This window comes from Massilia orientalis, assembly GCF_030411975.2.
GTDB classification, from domain to species: Bacteria; Pseudomonadota; Gammaproteobacteria; order Burkholderiales; family Burkholderiaceae_D; genus Telluria; species Telluria orientalis.
The window spans coordinates 1-20821 of sequence record NZ_JASNRB020000046.1 but is presented as its reverse complement, the minus strand read 5'-3'; the positions used below and the strand labels follow the sequence as shown (position 1 = coordinate 20821).

At 63.6% G+C, this 20821-nt stretch carries 21 protein-coding genes; 6 read left to right on the top strand and 15 right to left on the bottom strand.

Annotated features, from left to right (window positions below):
• Positions 1–158: 158 nt before the first annotated feature.
• Positions 159–356, bottom strand: a complete 198-nt coding sequence (locus tag QPK29_RS32375) for a hypothetical protein (RefSeq protein ID WP_160408336.1) — start codon at positions 354–356, stop codon at positions 159–161.
• Between the two features lie 198 nt (positions 357–554).
• On the opposite strand from QPK29_RS32375, the gene QPK29_RS32370 reads away from it, so the two are divergent.
• On the top strand, positions 555–1079 hold the full coding sequence (locus tag QPK29_RS32370; RefSeq protein ID WP_056127010.1) for a DsbA family protein: 525 nt from the start codon (positions 555–557) through the stop codon (positions 1077–1079).
• Here the strand turns inward: QPK29_RS32370 and QPK29_RS32365 are convergent.
• From QPK29_RS32365 to QPK29_RS32335, 7 genes are all read right to left on the bottom strand, one after another.
• Entirely contained in the window at positions 1016–3199 is a 2184-nt protein-coding gene (locus QPK29_RS32365; protein ID WP_371771796.1) for a sodium-translocating pyrophosphatase, read from the bottom strand. The genes QPK29_RS32370 and QPK29_RS32365 overlap by 64 nt on opposite strands.
• Positions 3200–3402: 203 nt before the next feature.
• On the bottom strand, positions 3403–4059 hold the full coding sequence (gene adk, locus QPK29_RS32360; RefSeq protein WP_371764760.1) for an adenylate kinase: 657 nt from the start codon (positions 4057–4059) through the stop codon (positions 3403–3405).
• A gap of 192 nt (positions 4060–4251) precedes the next feature.
• Positions 4252–5004, bottom strand: coding sequence for a 3-deoxy-manno-octulosonate cytidylyltransferase (gene kdsB, locus QPK29_RS32355; protein WP_371771797.1), 753 nt, complete (start codon positions 5002–5004; stop codon positions 4252–4254).
• A 16-nt stretch (positions 5005–5020) separates the two neighbouring features.
• Complete coding sequence (locus tag QPK29_RS32350; RefSeq protein WP_081984107.1) at positions 5021–5194, bottom strand: Trm112 family protein; 174 nt, start codon at positions 5192–5194, stop codon at positions 5021–5023.
• Positions 5175–6203 (bottom strand): tetraacyldisaccharide 4'-kinase, encoded by a 1029-nt coding sequence (gene lpxK, locus QPK29_RS32345; RefSeq protein ID WP_371771798.1) that lies wholly within the window; start codon positions 6201–6203, stop codon positions 5175–5177. The genes QPK29_RS32350 and lpxK overlap by 20 nt, the downstream gene beginning before the upstream one ends.
• Before the next feature lie 108 nt (positions 6204–6311).
• Positions 6312–6764 carry an ExbD/TolR family protein gene (locus QPK29_RS32340; protein WP_056128306.1) on the bottom strand — a complete coding sequence of 151 codons (453 nt, stop codon included), beginning with the start codon at positions 6762–6764 and terminating at the stop codon, positions 6312–6314.
• Positions 6764–7369 carry a MotA/TolQ/ExbB proton channel family protein gene (locus QPK29_RS32335; RefSeq protein WP_056127000.1) on the bottom strand — a complete coding sequence of 202 codons (606 nt, stop codon included), beginning with the start codon at positions 7367–7369 and terminating at the stop codon, positions 6764–6766. Before QPK29_RS32335 ends, QPK29_RS32340 begins: the two co-directional genes overlap by 1 nt.
• A gap of 1188 nt (positions 7370–8557) precedes the next feature.
• Here QPK29_RS32335 and xseA point away from each other — a divergent pair.
• The 4 genes from xseA to QPK29_RS32315 all read left to right on the top strand — a co-directional run bounded on the left by xseA (position 8558) and on the right by QPK29_RS32315 (position 13431).
• A complete protein-coding gene (gene xseA / locus QPK29_RS32330) occupies positions 8558–9919 on the top strand; it encodes an exodeoxyribonuclease VII large subunit (protein ID WP_371771799.1) in 1362 nt (453 codons plus the stop codon).
• A gap of 123 nt (positions 9920–10042) precedes the next feature.
• Positions 10043–10621 (top strand): superoxide dismutase, encoded by a 579-nt coding sequence (locus QPK29_RS32325; protein WP_036237288.1) that lies wholly within the window; start codon positions 10043–10045, stop codon positions 10619–10621.
• A 180-nt stretch (positions 10622–10801) separates the two neighbouring features.
• On the top strand, positions 10802–12619 hold the full coding sequence (locus QPK29_RS32320; RefSeq protein ID WP_371771800.1) for a carbon-nitrogen hydrolase family protein: 1818 nt from the start codon (positions 10802–10804) through the stop codon (positions 12617–12619).
• A 125-nt stretch (positions 12620–12744) separates the two neighbouring features.
• Complete coding sequence (locus QPK29_RS32315) at positions 12745–13431, top strand: response regulator transcription factor (RefSeq protein ID WP_056126995.1); 687 nt, start codon at positions 12745–12747, stop codon at positions 13429–13431.
• A gap of 132 nt (positions 13432–13563) precedes the next feature.
• On the opposite strand, the gene QPK29_RS32310 is transcribed toward QPK29_RS32315, so the two are convergent.
• The 4 genes from QPK29_RS32310 to QPK29_RS32295 form a co-directional block, all read right to left on the bottom strand.
• A complete protein-coding gene (locus tag QPK29_RS32310; RefSeq protein ID WP_371764765.1) occupies positions 13564–14310 on the bottom strand; it encodes an SDR family oxidoreductase in 747 nt (248 codons plus the stop codon).
• A gap of 38 nt (positions 14311–14348) precedes the next feature.
• Positions 14349–15062: a hypothetical protein gene (locus QPK29_RS32305; RefSeq protein ID WP_056126991.1), complete on the bottom strand. Its 714-nt coding sequence runs from the start codon at positions 15060–15062 to the stop codon at positions 14349–14351.
• Between the two features lie 2 nt (positions 15063–15064).
• Positions 15065–15925 (bottom strand): MipA/OmpV family protein, encoded by an 861-nt coding sequence (locus QPK29_RS32300; protein WP_371771801.1) that lies wholly within the window; start codon positions 15923–15925, stop codon positions 15065–15067.
• 73 nt (positions 15926–15998) lie between these two features.
• Positions 15999–17222, bottom strand: a complete 1224-nt coding sequence (locus tag QPK29_RS32295; RefSeq protein WP_371771802.1) for a hypothetical protein — start codon at positions 17220–17222, stop codon at positions 15999–16001.
• A gap of 325 nt (positions 17223–17547) precedes the next feature.
• Here QPK29_RS32295 and QPK29_RS32290 point away from each other — a divergent pair, with 325 nt between their 5' ends.
• Entirely contained in the window at positions 17548–18864 is a 1317-nt protein-coding gene (locus QPK29_RS32290; protein WP_371771803.1) for an ATP-binding protein, read from the top strand.
• On the opposite strand, the gene QPK29_RS32285 is transcribed toward QPK29_RS32290, so the two are convergent.
• Genes QPK29_RS32285 through QPK29_RS32275 form a run of 3 tightly spaced genes read right to left on the bottom strand, consistent with a single transcriptional unit; the run spans position 18865 to position 20596 of the window.
• Positions 18865–19527, bottom strand: coding sequence for a thiol:disulfide interchange protein DsbA/DsbL (locus tag QPK29_RS32285; RefSeq protein WP_160408321.1), 663 nt, complete (start codon positions 19525–19527; stop codon positions 18865–18867). It lies immediately after the preceding gene.
• Between the two features lie 52 nt (positions 19528–19579).
• Positions 19580–19912, bottom strand: coding sequence for a hypothetical protein (locus QPK29_RS32280; RefSeq protein WP_371771804.1), 333 nt, complete (start codon positions 19910–19912; stop codon positions 19580–19582).
• A gap of 21 nt (positions 19913–19933) precedes the next feature.
• Complete coding sequence (locus QPK29_RS32275) at positions 19934–20596, bottom strand: thiol:disulfide interchange protein DsbA/DsbL (RefSeq protein ID WP_056126979.1); 663 nt, start codon at positions 20594–20596, stop codon at positions 19934–19936.
• Positions 20597–20821 lie beyond the last annotated feature (225 nt).

Sequence of the window (20821 nt, the reverse complement as noted above, 5' to 3'; positions counted from 1 at the left end):
AATTCGTCGAACGTCAGGCCGCGCATCGTCACTCCTCATGAGTTAACTCGACGATGCGTATGACCTCTGCAACGAATGACAGTTCACATAAATAGCGCGAACACAGCCAATAAAAAACGGGACCGCGCGGGTCCCGTTCGTGCGACCGGCGTTACCGGTCAGTTGCGCACGTCGCCGATGGCGCCGCGGGCCTGCCCGGCGCCGAGCGCGCCGGCCATGCCGTAGACCAGCAGCGCGCGCTGCAGTTCGGCGCGTTCGGCACCGTCGGCCTGCTGCATGCTGTCCTGGCACGGTGCGTCGGTGGACTCAAGGCCGAGGGCGTCGGTTACGCCCTTTCCTCCCAGATTGGTCGTCATGGTTTTCTCCATTTGGTTAGTAAGCTGGCGCGGCTTGTTCAATAAACAAAACCGCTGATAACGCTACTGTACCGCAACGGAGGCTAACTCGTCGCCATCTGTTTTGTTTTTACACCTATCTTCTTTCCGGGTGAAAATTTACTACACAAATACGCCTGCCGTGTCATGATGGCGCCTCGACGCGACCAGGAGACATGAATGAAACGAGTTGACGAGATCGGCAACGACGAACACGTGCGCGGCCCGGCGGATGCCGCGCTGACGGTGATCGAATATGCGGACTTCCAGTGCCCGTACAGCGCGCGCGCCCACGTCGCGCTGCGCGACCTGGACGAGCGGTTCGGCGGGATCCGCCTGGTCTACCGCCATCTGCCGCTGGCGCATCTGCACCCGCTGGCCGAACTGGCGTCGGAAGCGGCCGAGGCCGCCGGCAGCCAGGACCGGTTCTGGGACATGCACGACGCGCTGTATGAACAGCAGCGCCAGGTGTTCGACAAGCAGGATCTCGCCGTGCTGGCGCAAAACCTCGATCTCGACATCGAGCGCTTCGGCGCCGAGGTCCTGGAACGCCGCCACCGCGCACGCGTGCAGGCGGACGCCGAGCGCGCCCGCCACGACGGCGCGACCGGCACCCCGACCTTCTACATCAACGGCGTGCGCTACCGCGGCGATTCGGACCGCGCGTCGCTGGAAAGCGCGCTCAGCGAGGCGCTCGGGCGCTGAACCGCAGCTTTCGGGGCCGCTGCGGGTGCACGCGCGGTCGCGGCGGGGTTGCCATACAGCGCCTGCGGTTCCGACACGGCCAGCCAGCCGCCGGCCGGCAGCAGCGGGACCAGCAGCAGCGCCACGATGTTGATGATCTTGATGAGCGGATTCACGGCCGGCCCGGCCGTGTCCTTGTACGGGTCGCCCACCGTGTCGCCCGTGACGGCCGCCTTGTGCGCATCGGACCCCTTGCCGCCGTAGTGGTTGTCCTCGATATATTTCTTGGCGTTGTCCCAAGCACCGCCGCCCGTCGTCATCGAGATCGCGACGAAGAGTCCGGTCACGATCGTCCCCATCAGCATGCCGCCCAGCGCCGCAGGCCCCAGCAGCATGCCGACGAGGATAGGCACGATCACGGGCAGCAGCGACGGCAGCACCATTTCGCGGATCGCGGACGCCGTCAGCATGTCGACGGCCTTGTCGTATTCCGGCTTGCCGGTGCCCGCCATGATACCGACGATGTCGCGGAACTGGCGCCGCACCTCGAGCACGACGGCACCCGCCGCCCGCCCCACCGCTTCCATCGCCAGCGCGCCGAACAGATAGGGCACGAGGCCGCCGATGAACAGGCCGACGATCACCATCGGATTCGACAGGTCGAACGCGATATGCGTGCCGTGCGCCTCCAGCACATGCGTGTAGTCGGCGAACAGCACGAGGGCCGCCAGCCCCGCGGAGCCGATCGCATACCCCTTCGTGACGGCCTTCGTCGTGTTGCCGACGGCATCCAGCGGGTCGGTGACGGCGCGCACCTGGTCCGGCATGCCGCTCATCTCGGCGATGCCGCCGGCGTTGTCGGTGATCGGGCCGTAGGCATCCAGCGCGACGATGATGCCGGCCATCGACAGCATGGCGGTGGCCGCGATCGCGATGCCGTACAGGCCGCCCAGCTGGTACGCGACGAGGATCGCGGCGCACACGACGAGCACGGGATACGCGGTGGACTTCATCGACACGCCCAGCCCCGCGATGATGTTGGTGCCGTGGCCGGTCGTCGACGCTTCGGCGATGTGGCGCACGGGGCCGAATTCCGTGGCCGTGTAGTACTCGGTGATATAGACCATCAGGCCCGTGAGCGCGATGCCGACCGTGGCGCAGCCCAGCATGCGCCAGCGCATCGCATCGTCCGGCCACACGAGCCACGTGACGACGGCGAACCCGATCAGCGACAGCGCGGCCGACCACCACAGCCCCGTGTACAGCGCGTACATGATCTTGTGACCCGGATGGTTCTTCACGAGCGAGCAGCCGACGATGGACGCGAGGATGGAGATCCCGCCCAGCAGCAGCGGATACACGGTGCCGGTGCCGCCCATCCCCGGGATCACCAGCGAGCCGAGCAGCATCGTGGCGACCAGCGTGACGACGTACGTTTCGAACAGGTCGGCCGCCATGCCGGCGCAATCGCCGACGTTGTCGCCCACGTTGTCGGCGATGACGGCGGGATTGCGCGGATCGTCCTCGGGAATGCCGGCCTCGACCTTGCCGACGAGGTCGGCGCCGACGTCCGCGCCTTTCGTGAAGATGCCGCCGCCCAGGCGCGCGAAAATCGAAATGAGCGACGCGCCGAACGCGAGGCCCACGAGCGGCTGGATGACCTCATGCTGCGTGAGGGCAGTGTCGGCGCGCAGCATGAGGATCCAATAGAACAGCGCGACGCCCAGCAGGCCCAGCCCGACCACGAGCATGCCCGTGATCGCACCGCCGCGGAAGGCGACGTTCAGCGCCTGGTCGAGCCCGGTCGCGGCCGCCTGCGCCGTGCGCACGTTGGCGCGGACGGACACGTTCATGCCGATGAAGCCGCAGGCCCCGGACAGCAGCGCGCCGGCCAGGAAGCCGCCTGCGGTGGCCGCGCCGAGCAGGAAGTAGATGGCGATCAGCAGGACGACGCCCACGATGGCGATCGTCCGGTACTGGCGCGCCAGGTAGGCCGAAGCCCCCTGCTGGATGGCCAGCGAGATTTCCTGCATGCGGCCGTTGCCGGGATCCTGGTGCAGGACCCAACTGCGCGACCACAGCCCGTAGAATACCGCGATGACGCCGCACGCGACGGCGAAGATGAGCTGCGCGGATGCCATGTCGTCCCCCTCGTTCTTCGATCAAGCCACCACAGAGTCGAAAGGCCGCGTGCGCTTAGTTGAGCTCAGTTGAGCTGAGCTGCGGTACGGCCAACCTTGCTGCATTCGCCGCACAGGCGTGCGACAAAACTTTGATCTAAAAACCTGGACGGATGGCATTAGTCATCCGGAGCCAAAAAGAGCGGCTCGCGCCGCCCTGGCGCTCAGTCTGCGAGTGCCGCGAATGCGGCGTCGCGCACCTGTTCGACCGGGCCGACGCCCGAGATCTTGCGGTACTTCGGCGCGCCCGGCAGACCCGATTCCGCCCACTTGTTGTAGTAGCCGAGCAGGACTTCGGTCTGGTTGTGGTACACGGCCAGGCGTTTCTTGACCGTTTCTTCCGTGTCGTCGTCGCGCTGGACCAGCGGTTCGCCCGTCACGTCATCCTTGCCTTCGACCTTCGGCGGGTTGAACTTCACGTGGTAGACGCGGCCCGATGCCGGGTGGCTGCGGCGGCCGCTCATGCGTTCGACGATCAGTTCGTCGGGCACGTCGATTTCCAGCACGTAGTCGATCTTCACACCGCTGTCCTTCATGGCGTCGGCCTGCGCGATCGTGCGCGGGAAGCCGTCGAACAGGTAGCCGTTGGCGCAGTCAGCTTCCTTCAGGCGCTCCTTCACCAGGCCGATGATGATGTCGTCCGACACCAGCTGGCCCGCATCCATCACTTTTTTCGCAGCCAGGCCCAGCTCGGTGCCGGCCTTGATGGCCGCACGCAGCATGTCGCCGGTAGAGATTTGGGGGATGTTGTATTTTTCTTTGATGAAGTTCGCCTGGGTGCCTTTACCGGCGCCGGGGGCTCCTAACAAAATGAGACGCATGAAGGGATTCCTAAAGGTATTTAATAATTCTTGTAGAGGCGGTTAGTTTGGGAACAGATAACCGCCTTGATGCATATCTGACTAGCTGATACGAAACTTACCACAAAAGCAGCATTAAACGCCACTGACGGCGGCCGATCTCTCAGCCGTTTGACCTGGCGCAAGCAGCCTGAAGAGTAGTTTCCACGCGGATCAAGACGCGTAGAAAAGTCGCACGCGCTCCAGGTCAGCCGGGGTGTCGACACCCGCATGGGGCGCCTCGGCCGTCACGTGCACGGCGATCGGCACGCCGTGCCACAGCACGCGCAATTGTTCCAGGGCTTCGATGGATTCGAGCGGCGACGGTTCCAGCTGTGGGTAGCGCTGCAGGAACGCATTGCTGTACGCGTACAGGCCGATGTGGCGCAGCGGTACGTAACCAGCAGGCAGTTGCTCGCGAGTGGCGGCAAAGCCGTCGCGGTGCCAGGGGATCGTGGCCCGCGAGAAGTACAGCGCGCGCCCGAGCTTGTCCAGCACGACCTTCACCACGTTCGGATTGAAGGCATCGGCGACGTCGGAGAGCGGATGGGCGCAGGTGGCCATCGGCACGTCGGCCGAGATACGCGCGGCGCAGGCGGCCAACAGCGCGGGGTCGATCAGCGGTTCGTCGCCCTGCAGGTTGACGACGACCGTATCCGGCGCAAGGCCGAGCAGGTGCGCCACTTCGGCGATGCGGTCGGTGCCGGACGGGTGATCCGAACGCGTCATGCAGGCTTCCACGCCATGCGCGGCGCAGGCGGCGGCGATGTCGGCGTGATCGGTGGCGACGATGATGCGGGACGCGCCCGATTGCTGCGCGCGTTCGGCCACACGCACGACCATCGGCTTGCCGCCCAGGTCCGCGAGCGGCTTGTTCGGCAGCCGCGTCGACGCCAGGCGTGCCGGGATGATGACAACGAAACTCACAGGAATAGCCAGTGAGTCAAAGCGCGGGCTCGACCTTGCGCGCCTCTTCGGCCCACATGATCGGAATGCCGTCGCGGATCGGATACGCGAGGCGGTCCGGGCGGCAGATCAGTTCCTGCGCTTTCTTGTCATATTCGAGCGGTCCCTTGCACAGCGGGCAGACCAGGATATCAAGCAGTCGGGCGTCCACGACATTTCTCCACGATTTGGGCAGCCAGCGCGGCATCGATCTGCGCGCCGACCGGCACGACCCACACGCGCGGGTCGTTGTTGATTGTTTCAAGTTGCCGACATTTTACTGCATCCTTCTCCGTCACCAGGATGACGTCGGCGTCGACGGCGCGAAACGGGTCGTCGAGGAAGTCGTGGTGGTCGGGCAGCGGCAGCTCGGCGACGTCCAGGCCCGCGGCGCGCAGCAGCGCGAAGAAGCGCCCCGGATTGCCGATGCCGGCCGCCGCCAGCACGCGTTTTCCGCGCAGCGCGGTCAACGGCACGCGCTCGTCCGCATCCATCAGGCGCTCGGCATGGTCGCCCGCGAGGCGCATCTGCCAGGGATCGCCGCCCACCGCGGCGGCCAGCGCCGGCGTGATCTCCGCCGCGTTGACGACGGTGACATCGCGCCGGCGCGACGGCGGTTCGCGCAGCGGGCCGGCCGGCAGGGTCCAGCCGTTGCCGGTGCCGCGGCCGTCGAACAGGATGATTTCCACGTCGCGCGCGAGCGCATAGTGCTGCAGGCCGTCGTCGGTGATCAGCACGTCCACGTCGGGGTGCAGGTCCAGCAGATGGCGCCCGGCCTCCACGCGCTTGCGGCCCACGACGACGGGGCAGCCGGCACGCGCGGCGATCAGCAGGGGCTCGTCGCCGACGTCCTGCGCGCGCGACGTCGCCAGCACTTCACGGGGTGCGTCCGCGGCCCCGCCGTGGCCGCGCGAGATCACGCCGGGCCGCATCCCGGCCGCGCGCAGTTGCTGCGCCAGCCAGATCGTCAGCGGGGTCTTGCCCGTGCCGCCGATGAAGATATTGCCGACGACGATGACGGGCACGGGCAGGCGTCCGGCCTTCAGCACGCCGCTGCGATACAGGGCGACGCGCAACGCGACCAGCACGCGCAGCAGCAGCGCAAGCGGCAACAGGGCGATGGCGAGCGGCCCGCGCCGGAGCCATGCGCGGGTGAGTGTCGATTCGAGGGACGATGCCATATGATGATCCGTCGTCCCCGCGAAGGCGGGAAGCCAAGTTCTGCATGCGCTGTCGATACGCCGGCAAAATTAGGCTCCCGCCTGCGCGGGGGCGGCGCTGCTTTCTGCTTACTTCTGCCCGCCCGTCTGCGCCGCGAACGTCAGCTTGTCATACCCGGCCATGCGCGCCGCTTCCAGTACGTTGATGACCATCTGGTGCATCGCGAACTGGTCGGCGTTGACGATGATGACGGGATCCTTCACGGGCGCCGCCAGCGGCTGGCCGTTCGGGCCGGTGCTGGCCGCGCGTTTCAGGTCGTCGGCGAGGCTCGCCACGCCGTGGAACGCGACGGGCACGTTGTTCACCGTGTAGTTACCTTTGGCATCGACCGTGACGTTGATCTCGAACGGCTTCTCGATCGCCTTCTCGGCGTCGGCCGTCGGCAGCGTGATCTGCAGTTCGGTGAACTTGCTGTACGTGGTCGTCACCATCAGGAAGATCAGCACGACCAGCAGCACGTCGATGAACGGGATCAGGTTGATTTCCGGATCCTCGCGTTTGCGGCCGCGGCGGAAGTCGATCATTTGCGCGCACCGTGGACGACATCGACGAATTTCACGGCCTGCAGCTCCATGTCGATGATGAAGCTGTCGACCAGCGCGCGGAAGTGGCGGTAGAACACGAGGGCCGGCATGGCGATCGCCAGGCCGAAGCCGGTGTTGTACAGCGCCACCGAGATACCGTGCGCCAACTGGGCGGGATTCGTGCCGCTCGCATTCTGCGCGCCGAAGATCTCGATCATGCCGACGACCGTGCCGAACAGGCCCATCAGCGGCGCCAGCGACGCGATCGTGCCGAGCGTCGTCAGGAAGCGTTCCAGCACGTGGGCCACGCCCCTGCCCGCTTCCTCGATCGATTCCTTCATCACGTCGCGCGGCGCGTCGACATTGCGCAGCGCGGCGGCCAGCACCGTGCCGAGCGGGGAATTCGTTTGCAACTTGTCGACGATATCCGGAGTGACCTTGCCGCTGCGATAGACCTGGATGACTTCATCGAGCAGCTGGCGCGGCAGGATCTTTTCGCGGCGCAGGTAGATCAGGCGCTCGATGATCAGGGCCAGGGCAATGATCGATGCGATCAGCAACAGCCAGATGGGCCAGCCGGCGGCTTGAAGAATGGCGAGCAAGGGAACTCCTGGATAAGTAAAAAACAATGAAACAAGTTAGTTGCGCAATGTAACGTGTTGCCCGAATTGCGGCAAGTAGAGTTCTGCACACTTTCTGTGGATAAAAGTGTGTGCAAGACCGTCCAGCGGCGCTAAGTGGCTTGATTCTTAAGGGATATTTTTCCGTGCGTAAAAACTTGGCAGGGTCAGCGTGCACTTCCCGGGAGAAACTTCACAGGCTTGCGAGGGGTCTGTACGCATGTAGTTGCCCACAATTTCTGTGGATAAATTTGTGAGGAATCAGCTTTCCCAGCGGTAAGTATTTGATTTTAATCAAAGAAATTTCCGAGTCCAAAAAATAGGCACGGTTGTGCTTGACTACAGGTCTGGCTCTATCCTGCCGTTCTGCACATTTTTTGTGGACAAAATTGTGCGCAAGCGCACAAACCGACCCTTAAGACTTTGATTCTTAAGCAGAAATACTTTGCGCCCGTTTTTTGGGCAAAGGCTTATCCACTGACACGACCGCCCGACCGCAGGATTTTTCACACAAATTGTGGAAAAAGATGTGAGCAAGCGCATCGTTCTCCCACTAACTCTTTGATTTCTCTCAGCATTCTTTGCCAAGCCCGATTTTTAGGCAGCTTCGACTTGTGCACAGCAAACACGCTTCGACGGCCGGCTATTCCGGGCGCGCAGCCACGAGGTTATCGTCGCGTCCCGGGGCAACCGGTCTTCTTCACACATTTTGTGGAAAAGATTGTGAGCAAGACCCTTGATCGCATACAAAGTCCTTGAATCTAAACAGTATTTTTTCTGTGCAGATTTTTTAAGCAGTGGAATACCGGACCCGCGATACGCCTCGAAGGGAGGCTGTGCACATAAACTGTGGAAAACGATGTGAGCAAGGCCTCGGACAGCGCCCTAAGTGTTTGATTGCTTTAGGAAAATATATCCAAGCTGAATATTTAAGCACCGCCGACTTGTCCACTTTCACACATAAACTGTGGATAAGATTGTGGCCAAGTATCCGAAGATGCACTCAAGCCATTGATCCGTAAGGTAATTTGGTTGCTGCATCGAAATCAGGCAGCAACGTTTTACTATAAAAATCAGGTGTTTACAAAAACTACCTGTTGTTTTACAGCAGATGTGTCTTACACTTCGCGCAGCCATGTTTTTGTGGACAGTTCAAACGAGCCCAACCCTATGTTCCCCACCGAAGACGCCGATCCGGCCTACGCCGCCCCGCCCGTACTGACCGTCACCGCCCTCAACCAGCAGGTGGCACGCCTGCTGGAGCGCACCTTTCCCCTCGTCTGGATCGGCGGCGAGATCTCGAATTTCACGCGCGCGGCCAGCGGCCACTGGTATTTCACATTGAAGGACGACGCGGCCCAGGTGCGCGCCGTCATGTTCCGCGGCCGCGCCCAGTACGCGGGCTTCACCCCGCGCGAAGGCGACAAGGTCGAGGTGCGCGCCCTCGTCACGCTGTATGGCGCGCGCGGCGATTATCAGATCAACGTGGAGGCGATCCGCCGCGCGGGCGTGGGCGCGCTGTATGAAGCATTCATGCGCCTGAAGGAAAAGCTGGGGGCCGAGGGCCTGTTCGACGAAGGGCGCAAGCGTCCGCTGCCGCTGTTCGCGCGCACGGTGGGCATCGTCACGAGCCCGCAGGCGGCCGCGCTGCGCGACGTGCTGACGGCCCTCAGGCGGCGCGTGCCGCACGTGCGCATCGTGCTGTATCCGGCGCCCGTGCAGGGCCAGCTGGCGGCGCAGAAGATCGCCGAAGCCATCGCGGTCGCGTCGCACCGGCGCGAAGCGGACGTGCTGATCGTGTGCCGCGGCGGCGGCTCGATCGAAGACCTGTGGAGCTTCAACGAGGAAGCGGTCGCACGCGCGATCGCGGCGTGCAGCATGCCCGTGATCTCGGGCGTGGGCCACGAGACGGATTTCACCATCGCCGACTTCGCCGCCGACCTGCGCGCCGCCACGCCGACGGCCGCCGCCGAGCTCGCCGCCACCGCCCGCGCGGACTGGGTCGCATCGCTGCAGGCGGACGCGGGCGACCTGCGCCGCGCGATGGGCCGCGTCCTGTCCGACGCGAGCCAGGGCCTCGACAACCTGTCGCGCCGCCTGTTGAGCCCATCGAGCCAGATCCAGCACCAGCGCCTGAAACTTCTCGGCATGGCCAGCAGTCTGACGCATGCCGTCCGCGCGCCGGTGAACCGCCATGGCCTGCTGCTCGCGCAGCTGCAACAGCGCTGGGCCCGCCATCGCCCGGACTGGAGCGGCTTGCGCACGCGGCTGGAATCCGACCGGCGCCACCTCGTGGCCAGCGTCGGCAACCAGTTGCGCGCGCGGCGCGAGGCATTGAACGCCCTCGCGGCGCAACTGGAACTGCTGAACCCGCAGCGGACGCTGGAGCGCGGCTATGCGATCGTCAGCAACGCGAAAGGTAAAGTTTTACATGCGCCGGGCCAGATCAAGCCGCGCGACGTGTTGCGCATCCGCCTGGCGGAAGGCAGTGCCGAGGTCAGCGTCGCAGGCGTACAGGACTTACTCGAATGACAATCTGGTGTATTCGCAAAGCCATATCTGCAACGTTTAGCTAACCGGTTTAGAATAGGCGCCCGAATTGCTGTACCGCAGAGACTTCGAAGTCTCCCGTCAACTTACACTAAGGAACAAGACATGGAACATACCCTGCCCCCACTGCCGTACGCTAAGGACGCCCTGCAGCCGCACATCTCGGCCGAGACGCTGGAATACCACTACGGCAAGCACCATCAGGCTTACGTCACGAACCTGAACAACCTGATCAAGGGCACCGAGTTCGAAAACCTGTCGCTGGAAGAGATCATCAAGAAATCCCAGGGCGGCGTGTTCAACAACTCGGCCCAGGTGTGGAACCACACCTTCTTCTGGAACTGCATGACCCCGAACGGCGGCGGCGCCCCGACCGGCCCGGTCGCCGATGCGATCAACGCCAAGTGGGGTTCGTTCGACAAGTTCAAGGAAGAATTCCAGAAGTCGGCCGTCGGCAACTTCGGTTCGGGCTGGACCTGGCTGGTCAAGAAAACGGACGGCACCGTCGATATCGTCAACACCTCGAACGCCGGCACCCCGCTGACCACCGAGAACGTGGCCCTGCTGACCTGCGACGTCTGGGAACACGCCTACTACATCGACTACCGCAACGCCCGTCCGAAGTTCGTCGAGGCATGGTGGAACGTCGTCAACTGGGACTTCGTGAACAAGAACTTCGCGTAATCAGCCCGGCTTGTTCCATCGTTACGACGTCCAGGAGCAAGCCAACGCGATGTATCGAATCGCACACCTACGGCCCGCCAACGCGGGCCTTTTTTTTCGGCCACCGGTTGGTATGCAGGTGGCATTGCGTCGGCGTCGACTTCCCTACACACTCGTGTAATTGAACTCACGAACGGAAATATGGCCACGAACATCAAACTCAATATCAGAAAGTCGTCGCTCCGGTTGACCGATGAGTTGCTGACGGTTCGCCTGATTCAAAACGATTCCCATCGCGTAACCATCGGGAACCTCGACGGACTGAAACGATCATTGGAGACCGCCACATCCGACGAGATCCAGGAATTCAATGGGCTTCTGCAAGATGTGCCCACCACCGATCTCACGGTCATGTCCTACCACCCGGCGATCGCGAAAAATCCGGACGCCGTCAGGGACTATGCGGGCAAACGGCATGTCGTGGCATTGGCAGGGACAATCGAGAAGCGCAACGTCACCTATATCGCGAGCGGTGGCAAGCTATACGAGCAGAATAAACTGTCCCTCGCTTCCGAAGATGGCGATCTTGATTGCCAGCCGGGGGACGAGCTCATGATTTTCAAAGGTGACCGGGAGTGCGTCAGCTGGGCTGTACTAAATTGCCATGAATATACGCACATCGACATTCTCCGGGCGCTGCAGGATTACGAGATCGAACTTCTCGTCGTCGTGACCTATAACGCTGCATCCAGGCTCTACTGGGAATATGCCCGGGCCGACGTGCATCGCCTGTTCTGCTTCGTGGTCATCGTCAACGTGGGCGAACTCGGGGGCTCCGGCGTCTTTGCACCGTTTCGCCGCATCGGCAAGGAAAAGAACGCGACGCTCAGCACTGCCGGACAAATGTTCGGCGCACGCGGCAGTGCCGAAGTCGATGCCAGTATGAAGCTCGAAATAGGCTGTCTGCGCCAGCTGAGAGAGACCTATCGTACGAAGGGTTTTCCAGAAAAAGCTGCACGAGACGGCAGGGATGTGATCCTGCCTTCCCAACGTTTTCTACATACATTCGACGTTTCCCCTGGCGTGCCGCAAGCACGGCCCAGGCAAATCGACAATTTCTCGTGGAACTCGAAGAATCCGGTTATCGCTTTTTGCCAGCTGGATTCCCTGTCCATCGAGACCTACCGAAAAACCGGTTACAGGCTGGACAAGGCCGACATCGAAGTCGCCTTTTTCAAGCAACGGCTGACGGCAAAGTTGCATGAACTCATGCTGCGCTGCCGGTTGCGCGAGGAACCAGCGAATCTGGATTTCCTTGTGATGCCCGAAGTCTTCGTACCGCGCTCCTTCCTTCCTGAACTGATCGCATTCAGCAAGGCCAACAAAACGATCGTGATTGCGGGCCTGGACTATCCTGACAACGAGAATGCGAACGAGTGCGTCATCATTCATCCGGACCGTCCAGCAGGGGCGACTACGTTTTACCGGAAGATCACGCGCTCGCAATATGATGCGCAAGGCAGCGCTGACCCGGAAGACCGGCAACCGCTGAAGCGCGGCAGCGAATTACTCCGCTTTACGAACGATAGCGGAGCGTCGTTCGGGGTGCTGATCTGTTACGACTACAGCCACCTGGAATTGATCGAACGATTGAACCTGGGAGACGGCGCCGAGCCATTGGATATCCTGTTCGTCGTGTCGCACAATCCGTTCGGCGATTTGTACCGGTCGTGCTGCATCGCCGATTCGCACCGCTTTTATCAGCACATTGTGATGTGCAACGTCGCTGAATTCGGCGGCAGCGGGATTTTCGCCCCACGCCGTGAGCCGGGTTCACGTCAGGTGCTGTGCGAAGTCGGCAAAGGTATCGAAGCGACCGGGTTGCACCAGCTCGACCTCGATATGCAGCGTACGATGCGTGCAACTGCGGACAACAAACTCCAACACGGAAAATTCATGCGAAAACCAGGCATCTTCCAGGAACGTTTTACGTTCGAGAAAGTCCTGAAAGAGGATTGAGGATGCCCGGTCGAAGGCGTCCACGCTGGATTTGTCGCGAAACTGTACGTTTTTGTCATGACGACCCACCAAACATGCTCCAACCTTGCCCACTCTTATAAAATGTCGGGCTCAAGGAGAACATCATGTATCGCGTACTGTTGGTGGAAGACGATCCGCGCCTCGCGGAACTGGTGACGGAATACCTGTCCGGCTATGAATTCTCGGTCGACCTCGTCACGCGGGGCGACGCCGCGCTGGAGCACTTCAAGACGGCCGTGCCGGACATCGTCGTGCTCGACCTCATGCTGCCCGGCATGGACGGCATGGTCGTGTGCCGCCAGATCCGGGACGTATCGGACGTGCCGATCCTGATCCTCACGGCGCGCGAGGATACGTACGATGAAGTCTCGGGACTGGAACAGGGTGCGGACGACTTCGTCAACAAGCCCGTGCAGCCGCGCGTGCTGCTGGCGCGCCTGCGCGCCCTGCTGCGCCGTACGCAGACGAAGACGACGACGGATTCCCGCGTGCTCGAGTTCGGCGCGCTGCGCATCATGACGAGTGACCGCAGCGTCACGTGGCGCGGCCAGCCGTGCGTGCTCAGCAACACGGAATATAAGCTGCTGCTCGTGCTGGCCGAGGCCGCCGGGCGCGTGCTGTCGCGCGACGAACTGCTCAAGAAGATGCGCGGCATCGAATTCGACGGGCTCGACCGCAGCATCGACAACTGCATCTCCAAGCTGCGCCGCAAGTTCGACGACAACCTGTCCGAGAAGATCAAGACGGTGTGGGGCGAGGGTTATCTGTTCTCGCCTTCGGCCTGGAACTAAACGTCGTCCCCGCGGAGGCGGGATAGCGCCACTGGCGCTATCCCCCCAATTTTTACGCGTTAACGCGACGCATGCAGCACTTGGATTCCCGCCTTCGCGGGAATGACGGTCAATGCAAGCCCAACCGGCGTCTCAGCGGCCGCCCGACACGTCGATGAACGTCCCGGTCGCATACGACGCCTCGTCCGAAAGCAGCCACAGCACGGCGGCCGCGACTTCTTCCGCCGTGCCGCCCCGCGCCATCGGCACGGACGATTGCAGGCGCTGGATGCGCCCCGGCTCGCCGCCGCTGGCATGCATGTCCGTGTCGATCAGCCCCGGCCGCACGCCGTTCACGCGGATGCCTTCCTGCGCCACTTCCTTCGACAACCCGATCGTCAGCGCATCCACGGCCGCCTTCGACGCCGCGTAATCGACGTATTCGTTGGCCGACCCGAGCACGGCCGCGCGCGACGATAGATTCACGATCGCCCCGCCGTTGCCGCCGTGCTTCGTGGACATGCGCCGCACGGCTTCGCGCGCGCACAGGAAGCTGCCCGTGACGTTGGTGGCGAGGATGCGGTTGATACGGGCGGCGTCCATATGCTCCACGCGCGACTGGCGCGCGAGGATGCCGGCGTTGTTGACGAGGGCGTCGAGCCGGCCGCAGCGCGCATCGATGGCGGCGAACAGGCGCGCGACGTCGTCTTCCTCGGCCACGTCGGCCGCCACCGCGAACGCGTGGCCGCCGGCCGCTTCGATGGCCTGCACGACGGCGTTTGCCGCCGCGTCGTTGTCCCGGTAATTCACGCAGACCGTGTAGCCGCGCCGTGCCGCCAGCAGCGCGCAGGCGGCGCCGATGCCGCGGCTGGCGCCCGTGATCAGGATGGTCTTGTCCATTGTCGTCCCTGTTATTTCAACCGGATGAGCATACCGCGTTATTCGAAGATCGGGACGATCGCGAGCGGCGCATTGTAGGTGACGACCTGGGCCCGTCCGGGCGCCGTGGCGAAGCGCCAGGTCACGATGGGAAAGCCTTCGTCGGGATCGCCCGTGAAGGCGGCGCCGGACGTCACGGGCAGCGCCTGCTCGCCGCCCTCCGCGTGGCGCAGGCGGGCGCCGGCCGTTTCGGCCGATCCCTTCCTTGGGAACACGAAGCGCACGCCGACGCACTGGCGCGCGCGCTGCGACGCATCCACGTAGCGCACGAAGCCGAGCGCCTGGGCGCAGGCCGTGCGCAGGTCCGCGGCATCGTACTGGCCGTCGGCGCGCGGCGCGATCGTCACCTGCGGGCGCAGCACGAACGGCATGCCCTTGCGGTTCAGGACGAGGGCCGCGTTCTCGTCGTACGCCGCCTTCGTCAGCGGAAACACCGTGCGGCCGAGGGCGTCCAACGGCAGGTTCAATTGCGTCGTCTTGCCCGTCAGCGTGAGCTGGGCGCCCTCGCCCAGTCCGGCGTGGTCGCGCGACTGCACCTGCAACTGGCTTTGCAGCAGGTTCTTCGGACCGCCGTATTTCTCGAACTGGACCATGGCCCGGTACGCATCCCGGTAGCTCACCCATTCGCCTGCCTGTGCCTGCGCCTGCACGACGGCTGGAGCGGCCGCGAGCAGCGAGACAAAGGCAGCGATGAGTTGGCGGGATGCGCGCATCGTCAGAACCGGTAGGCGAAGGCGGTCGAAACCGTCAGGTTGGTGGACCGCTCGACGAGCGGGCTCTTGGCGGCATTGCCCAGCAAGCCCTTGGCCTGCAGGTTCGAGGTCAGCATCCACGAGGGCGACAGGGACCAGTTCCAGCGCACGCCGACGTGCGCCTCCTGCAGGCCGCCGCCCGCCTCGTAATAGGAAAAGCGGCTACGCGACGCTTCTTCCCGCGAGACGCCGAAATATGTCTGGTTGTAGTTGCGATTGACGATGGACACGCCGGCCGACAGCGACACGCGGTGCTGGCTGCCCAGCTCGAACGCGAGCCGCTGCACGCCCAGGTCCAGGCGCGCGCCGTCGTGGTCGTTGCCGGCGCCATACAGCACGCTGCTCGTCAGGCGCCATTGCGGCGTCAGGTAATAGTTCGCGAAGACGCCGCCCTGCAGACGTGCGCCGATCTTGTCCATGCCCTCCAGGCGCGTGGCGACCATGTGGCGCTTGTCGATCGGATCCGGGACCGGGCCGATCAGGGTCGTACCCCATGAGCTGGCGCCGTCGACGGTCTGGCCGGTGCCGGTCTCGTCACGGCCGGGCTGCACGGCCACCAGCGGGCCGTATTCGAACGTCGGGCTGTCCGTCAGGTGCATGCCGGCGCTCATGCCGGAAATAAAAAGGCCGTTGCTCCATTGAACCTGGAGCACCGGCAACGCTGATACCTTGCGGCTTCCCGTCCCGTCCCAGCGCGGCGCCGACTGCACGCCGAGGCCCACGTACATGTCGCGGCTGCCGTCGGGCATGGGATTGGTCGCCGGCGTCTGGGCCCACGCCGTACCGCAGGCAGCGCCCAGCGCGAGGAAGTGAAGCTTGTTCATGTTCGGGGTTGAAAGATTCGGGAAGACAATATTCTACGTCCTTGTCTTCCTTCCTCCCATATCCTTTCCTGCTTTAATGCCTCGTTGCCACTTCGGTCGAAAATACCACCGGCAACTCGCTGCGCGGGATCACGGCCAGGTGCGCGGGGGTCGTCACGTGCATGGCGCACAGGACGTCCGGTCCCGGCACCGAGCGCAGCTCACGCACGAGGATCTTGTCGCCCGCGCGCAGGATGCCGTCGATGGAAGTCGAATAGCAGCTGTTGGCGCCGCTGCCCATGAAGACGCCGACGACCATCTGCGACGCGAAATCGACGGCAGGCCTGGCGCGGCCCGGCGCGTGTTCGTTCCACAGGCGGGTCCAGGCAGCCTCGTCCTTGACGACGACCGTGCGTTCGTCGTGGACGCCCGACAGGCTCGTCGCATCCGCGGTCTGGAACAAGATGTCCGCGGCGGCCACCTTGTTGAACGCGACGTCGGCATCCACGCGATCCACGGCCACGACCTGCATCGGCTGGGTCACGACGGGCAGGCAGATGGCGACCGTCGTCACGTCGCGCTCGTCGATCTCGACTTCGAGCTTGCTGGCGCCCGCCGCCACGCGGCCGACGACCATGCTGCGGCAACCGCTGGCGTAGTCGCCGGCGAACACGGCGAGGAGCATCTTGCGCGTGAAATCGACTTTCGGCTGGGCCGGGACCGAGGTGCGGCCGGCGGTGTGCTGGGCCCACAGCTTGTCCCAGGCAGCCTGGTCCTTGATGACGACGGTCTGGGGCGCCGTCACGCCCGAGAAGGTATCCTTCGCGACGGTATCGAACGTGACCGCCGTGCCGGCTGCCGGCAGGAAGGCCAGTTGTTCGACCTTGTGGCTGCCGCCCAGGCCCAGATCCGGCTGGTCGGCATGCTTGACGATCGTCTCGAACAGCGCGCGGGCGCTCTCGTCCTGGCAATTGGTCTTCGGTCCGGCAATCGTGTCGCCGTACGAGCACAGGCGGGCTTCCGGCTTGTTGCCGAACAGAACTTGCTCATAGGACGCGTCCGCGCAGCGACCGGCATGGTCCCAGAACACTTGCTTGCCGTCGATGACGAACAAACGGTTCTTCGTCTCGCTGCAGGCGGCAGTGCGCGCCATCTCGACGAACGGGGCGGTTGCCAGGGCGGCCGGGTTCGGCTCGCCGACCGCGATGCCGGGGCTGGCTTGCTGGTCATGCATCGTGCTTCCTCCACCGCAGGCGGCCAATGTCGCGCCGACGATCATGGCGCCCAGCGGCGTCATCACGCGTCCAAACATGCTCATACTCTCCCTCTCCTGGAAACGACGGCGCCGTGTGCCCGGCACGCATCCCGAATAAAAAAGGGTCCGCCTTCTCTCGCGCATCGGGCGGACCCAAACGGAAAACCCAATGAGGCCAGGTCGAAAACCTGCTGCGTCGCGACGGTTTTCGACGTGTCCTGACGTGTAGACATCGTACGCAGTCCGGTCAAGAACTTCATCCGCGGACTGTCCAGCATTTGTCCTCAATTTGTAAGGGATGGTTTTTTAGATCATTGCTCCTATACAATTTCGAGATGTGTAAGACAAACTCAGCCCAGGACAGTGCCCACGACCGGAGCACGGCGGCGTGAATCGCCTGTTTTTCCGCTTCTTCGTGCTCGTGATGCTGTCGATCACGGCGGCGACGTTCGTCATCTATTTCGTCTTCGCCCGGCTGTTCGGCGACCCGCTGGACGACATCGCGCGGCGCCAGGCGTCGGCGCAGATCTTCCTGCTCGAACAATACGTCGACCGCGCGCCGGCCGATGAGTGGCTCGGCCGCCTGAACAAGGTGCGCGAAGTGTCGGAGGCCCATTTCGACCTGATCCCGCTGGACCAGGCGCGCGCCGCCCTGCCCGCCCGCCAGCATGAGGCGCTGGAGCGGGGCGACGTCGTGCTGGATCCGCAGCACAAGGCGTTCTTCCGGCGCGTCGACCTGCGCGGCGACCGCTACATCGGCAGCAACGAGGAAGCGATCCGCGCCTACAACCTGCCGATCGACCTCGGCCAGGCGCTCGCGATGGAAGTGGTGCGCTACGTCGTCGTGGCGCTGGCGCTGCTCGTGCCGATCGCGCTGTGGTCGCGCTCGCACTGGCGGGCATTGCAGACGCTGTCGCGCGTGGCGGATGAATTCGGTGCCGGGCAGCTGTCCGCGCGGGCGCACCTGAAACCGGCGGACGCCGTGTTTCCGCTGGCCGAACGCATCAATGCGATGGCCGAGCGCATCCAGGGCTTGCTGGAAGCGCAGAAGAACCTGCTCCACTCCGTGTCGCACGAACTCCGCACGCCGATCGCGCGGCTGGAATTCGCGCTGGAACTGCTGGCCGAGCGCGCGGGCGACCCCGCGCTGACCAAGCGCATCGCGGCAATGGAAGGCGACCTGACCGAGTTGAACGACCTCGTCAACGAACTGCTGTCGATGAGCAAGCTGGACAACGCCCAGGGCCCGCAGCGCGCCCTGTTCGAGCTGGAGCCGCTGCTGCGCGAATGCGCGGACGCCCTGCATCCGCGGCCGCAGCGCCTGCACGTGGACCTGGGCGAGCGCCTGGGCAGCGTGGACGGCGACCGCCGCCTGATCGGCCGCGCCATCGGCAACCTGCTGAGGAATGCGCAGAAGTACGCGGCGCACGAGGTCGCGCTGCGCGTGCGGCGCGACGATTGCCGCATCGAGATCGCCGTCGAGGACGACGGGCCCGGCATTCCCGAAGAAGAACGGGAACGCATCTTCGAGCCGTTCTACCGCCTCGACCGCAGCCGCGACCGCGCCACCGGCGGCTTCGGCCTCGGCCTGTCGATCGCGCACAAGGCGATCGCCCTACATGGCGGCAACCTGAAAGTCGAGCAATCGACCCTGGGCGGCGCCCGCTTCGTGATCAGCCTGCCGGACGGCGTACTGTCGGCCTGATTACTTCGCCTGCGCGGCCTTGTCGACGAGCTTGTCCGCCACCTGCAGCGTCGCCTTGAACACGTCCGCGCGGTCGGCGCCTTCCATCTGGCGCGACAGCAGGCCGGGGTTCGTCAGGAAGCGGCCGCCGACGATGAGCGTGGGCGCGGACTCGACCTGGTAGTTGGCGGCGACCTTGTCGAGCTGGCGCAGGCGCGTCGTCACGCCGAACGAATTCCACGCGTCGAGGAAGGTCGCCCGGTCGATGCCGTTCTGCGCCGCCCAGTCGATGATGACGTCGTCCTTGTTCAAACGGATATGGTCCGTGTGCACCGCCTTGAACACTTTCGCGTGCATGTCGCCCAGCCGGCCCAGCGCCTCGAGCGTCAGGAACAAATGCGCTTCCGGATCGGCCTGTCCCGTCGACGGGTAATGGATGCGGCGCACCGTGATGCGGTCGCCTTCCTTCCTGACCCACTCCTCCAGTAACGGTTCCAGTGCATTGCACACCGGGCAGTGGTACATGAAGAATTCGATGACCTCGACCTTGTTGCCGTTCGCCTGCACGGGCTGCGAACGGGCGAGCGTGGCATAGTCGACGCCATTCTGCGGAACAGCGGGCGACGCATGGGCGAGAGACAGCGACAGCAGCAGGCCGAGGCCGGCGGCACGCAGCAGAGGCATGGACAATCCTTCAGGTCGTGGAAAACCTGAAGGTTACCATTTCCTTAAGGAATTATCGACGTCGGACCGGCGCCGGGCGTTCCGGCTTCACGTGGCCCATCGCGTAGAATAGGTGGTCCCACCAGTGCTCGCGCGAATGCACGGTCAGCAGGCACTGCCGGTCGATCTCGCCCTTGAACACGGGGTCCGCGCATTGATTCGTCACCAGCGCATTGCGCTGGTTTTCGGCGTTCACGAGGGCAATGGCGAGCCAGAATGCAAGACCTGCGAGCACGATCACGAGCACCCAGGCCGCGTGGTTCCAGTTACTCGAATCGAACAGATGCTCTTCGTCCGGCTTGGACTTGTCGTACATCTTCAGGATCTTGCCTTCGGCGTCACTCATTGCGCTGTTTCTACCTTTTATTTATTTCGACTTGGCGGCTTTCGCGACCAGGGCGTCCATCACTTGCAGCGTGGCTCCGAACAGGGCCGGCTCGTTCTGGGTCTTTACCGAATTGTAGACCAATGCCGGCGACGTCTGGTACTTGCCGTCGATGATGATGGTCGGCACGCTGTCGACCTTGTAGTCGCTGGTGATCTGCGGCAGGCGGCGCAGCTTGGTCGTCACGCCGAACGAGTTCCACGCGTCCAGGAACTTGTTACGGTCGAGACCATTCTTCGAGGCCCAGTCGATGATCGCTGCATCCGTGTTCAGGCGCAGGCGATCCACGTGCCAGGCCTTGAAGACCTTGGGCTGGAACTCTTCGGCCTTGCCCAGCGCTTCCAGCGTCAGGCGCAGGTGCGCTTCCGGATCGTTCGGGCCCGACGACGGCAGGTGGACGCGCTTGAACACGATGTTGTCGCCCTGCTTTTTGACCCACTGTTCGAGCTGCGGTTCCAGCGCGTTGCAGTGCGGGCAGTGGTACATGAAGAACTCGATCACCTCGACCTTTTTACCCGTGGCCTGCACCGGTTGCGGCTGAGCGAGCGTCACGTACTCGACACCGCTCTTCGGGTCGGTCGGCGAAGCGAACGCGGTGCTGGCGGCGAGGACGGTGGCGAGCAGGGCAAAACGCAGGGAACGCATAGTTTTCCTTCTAGGGTTGGTTAAGCAAACGACGCGAGATTACCACTTTTTCGGTCGCGAGCCTTAGCCAGGGCTTATTTCTTGCAATTGGTTACCGTCGTAACCAACACCGGGGTCAGAGCCCGATTTTGGGCAATTTCCAAATTAAGGGCTCTGACCCTGACCCTTCCCCTCAAATTTTCACAACCTGCACCAAATTGATCAGTGTAAGTAGGGCGAGCTGGA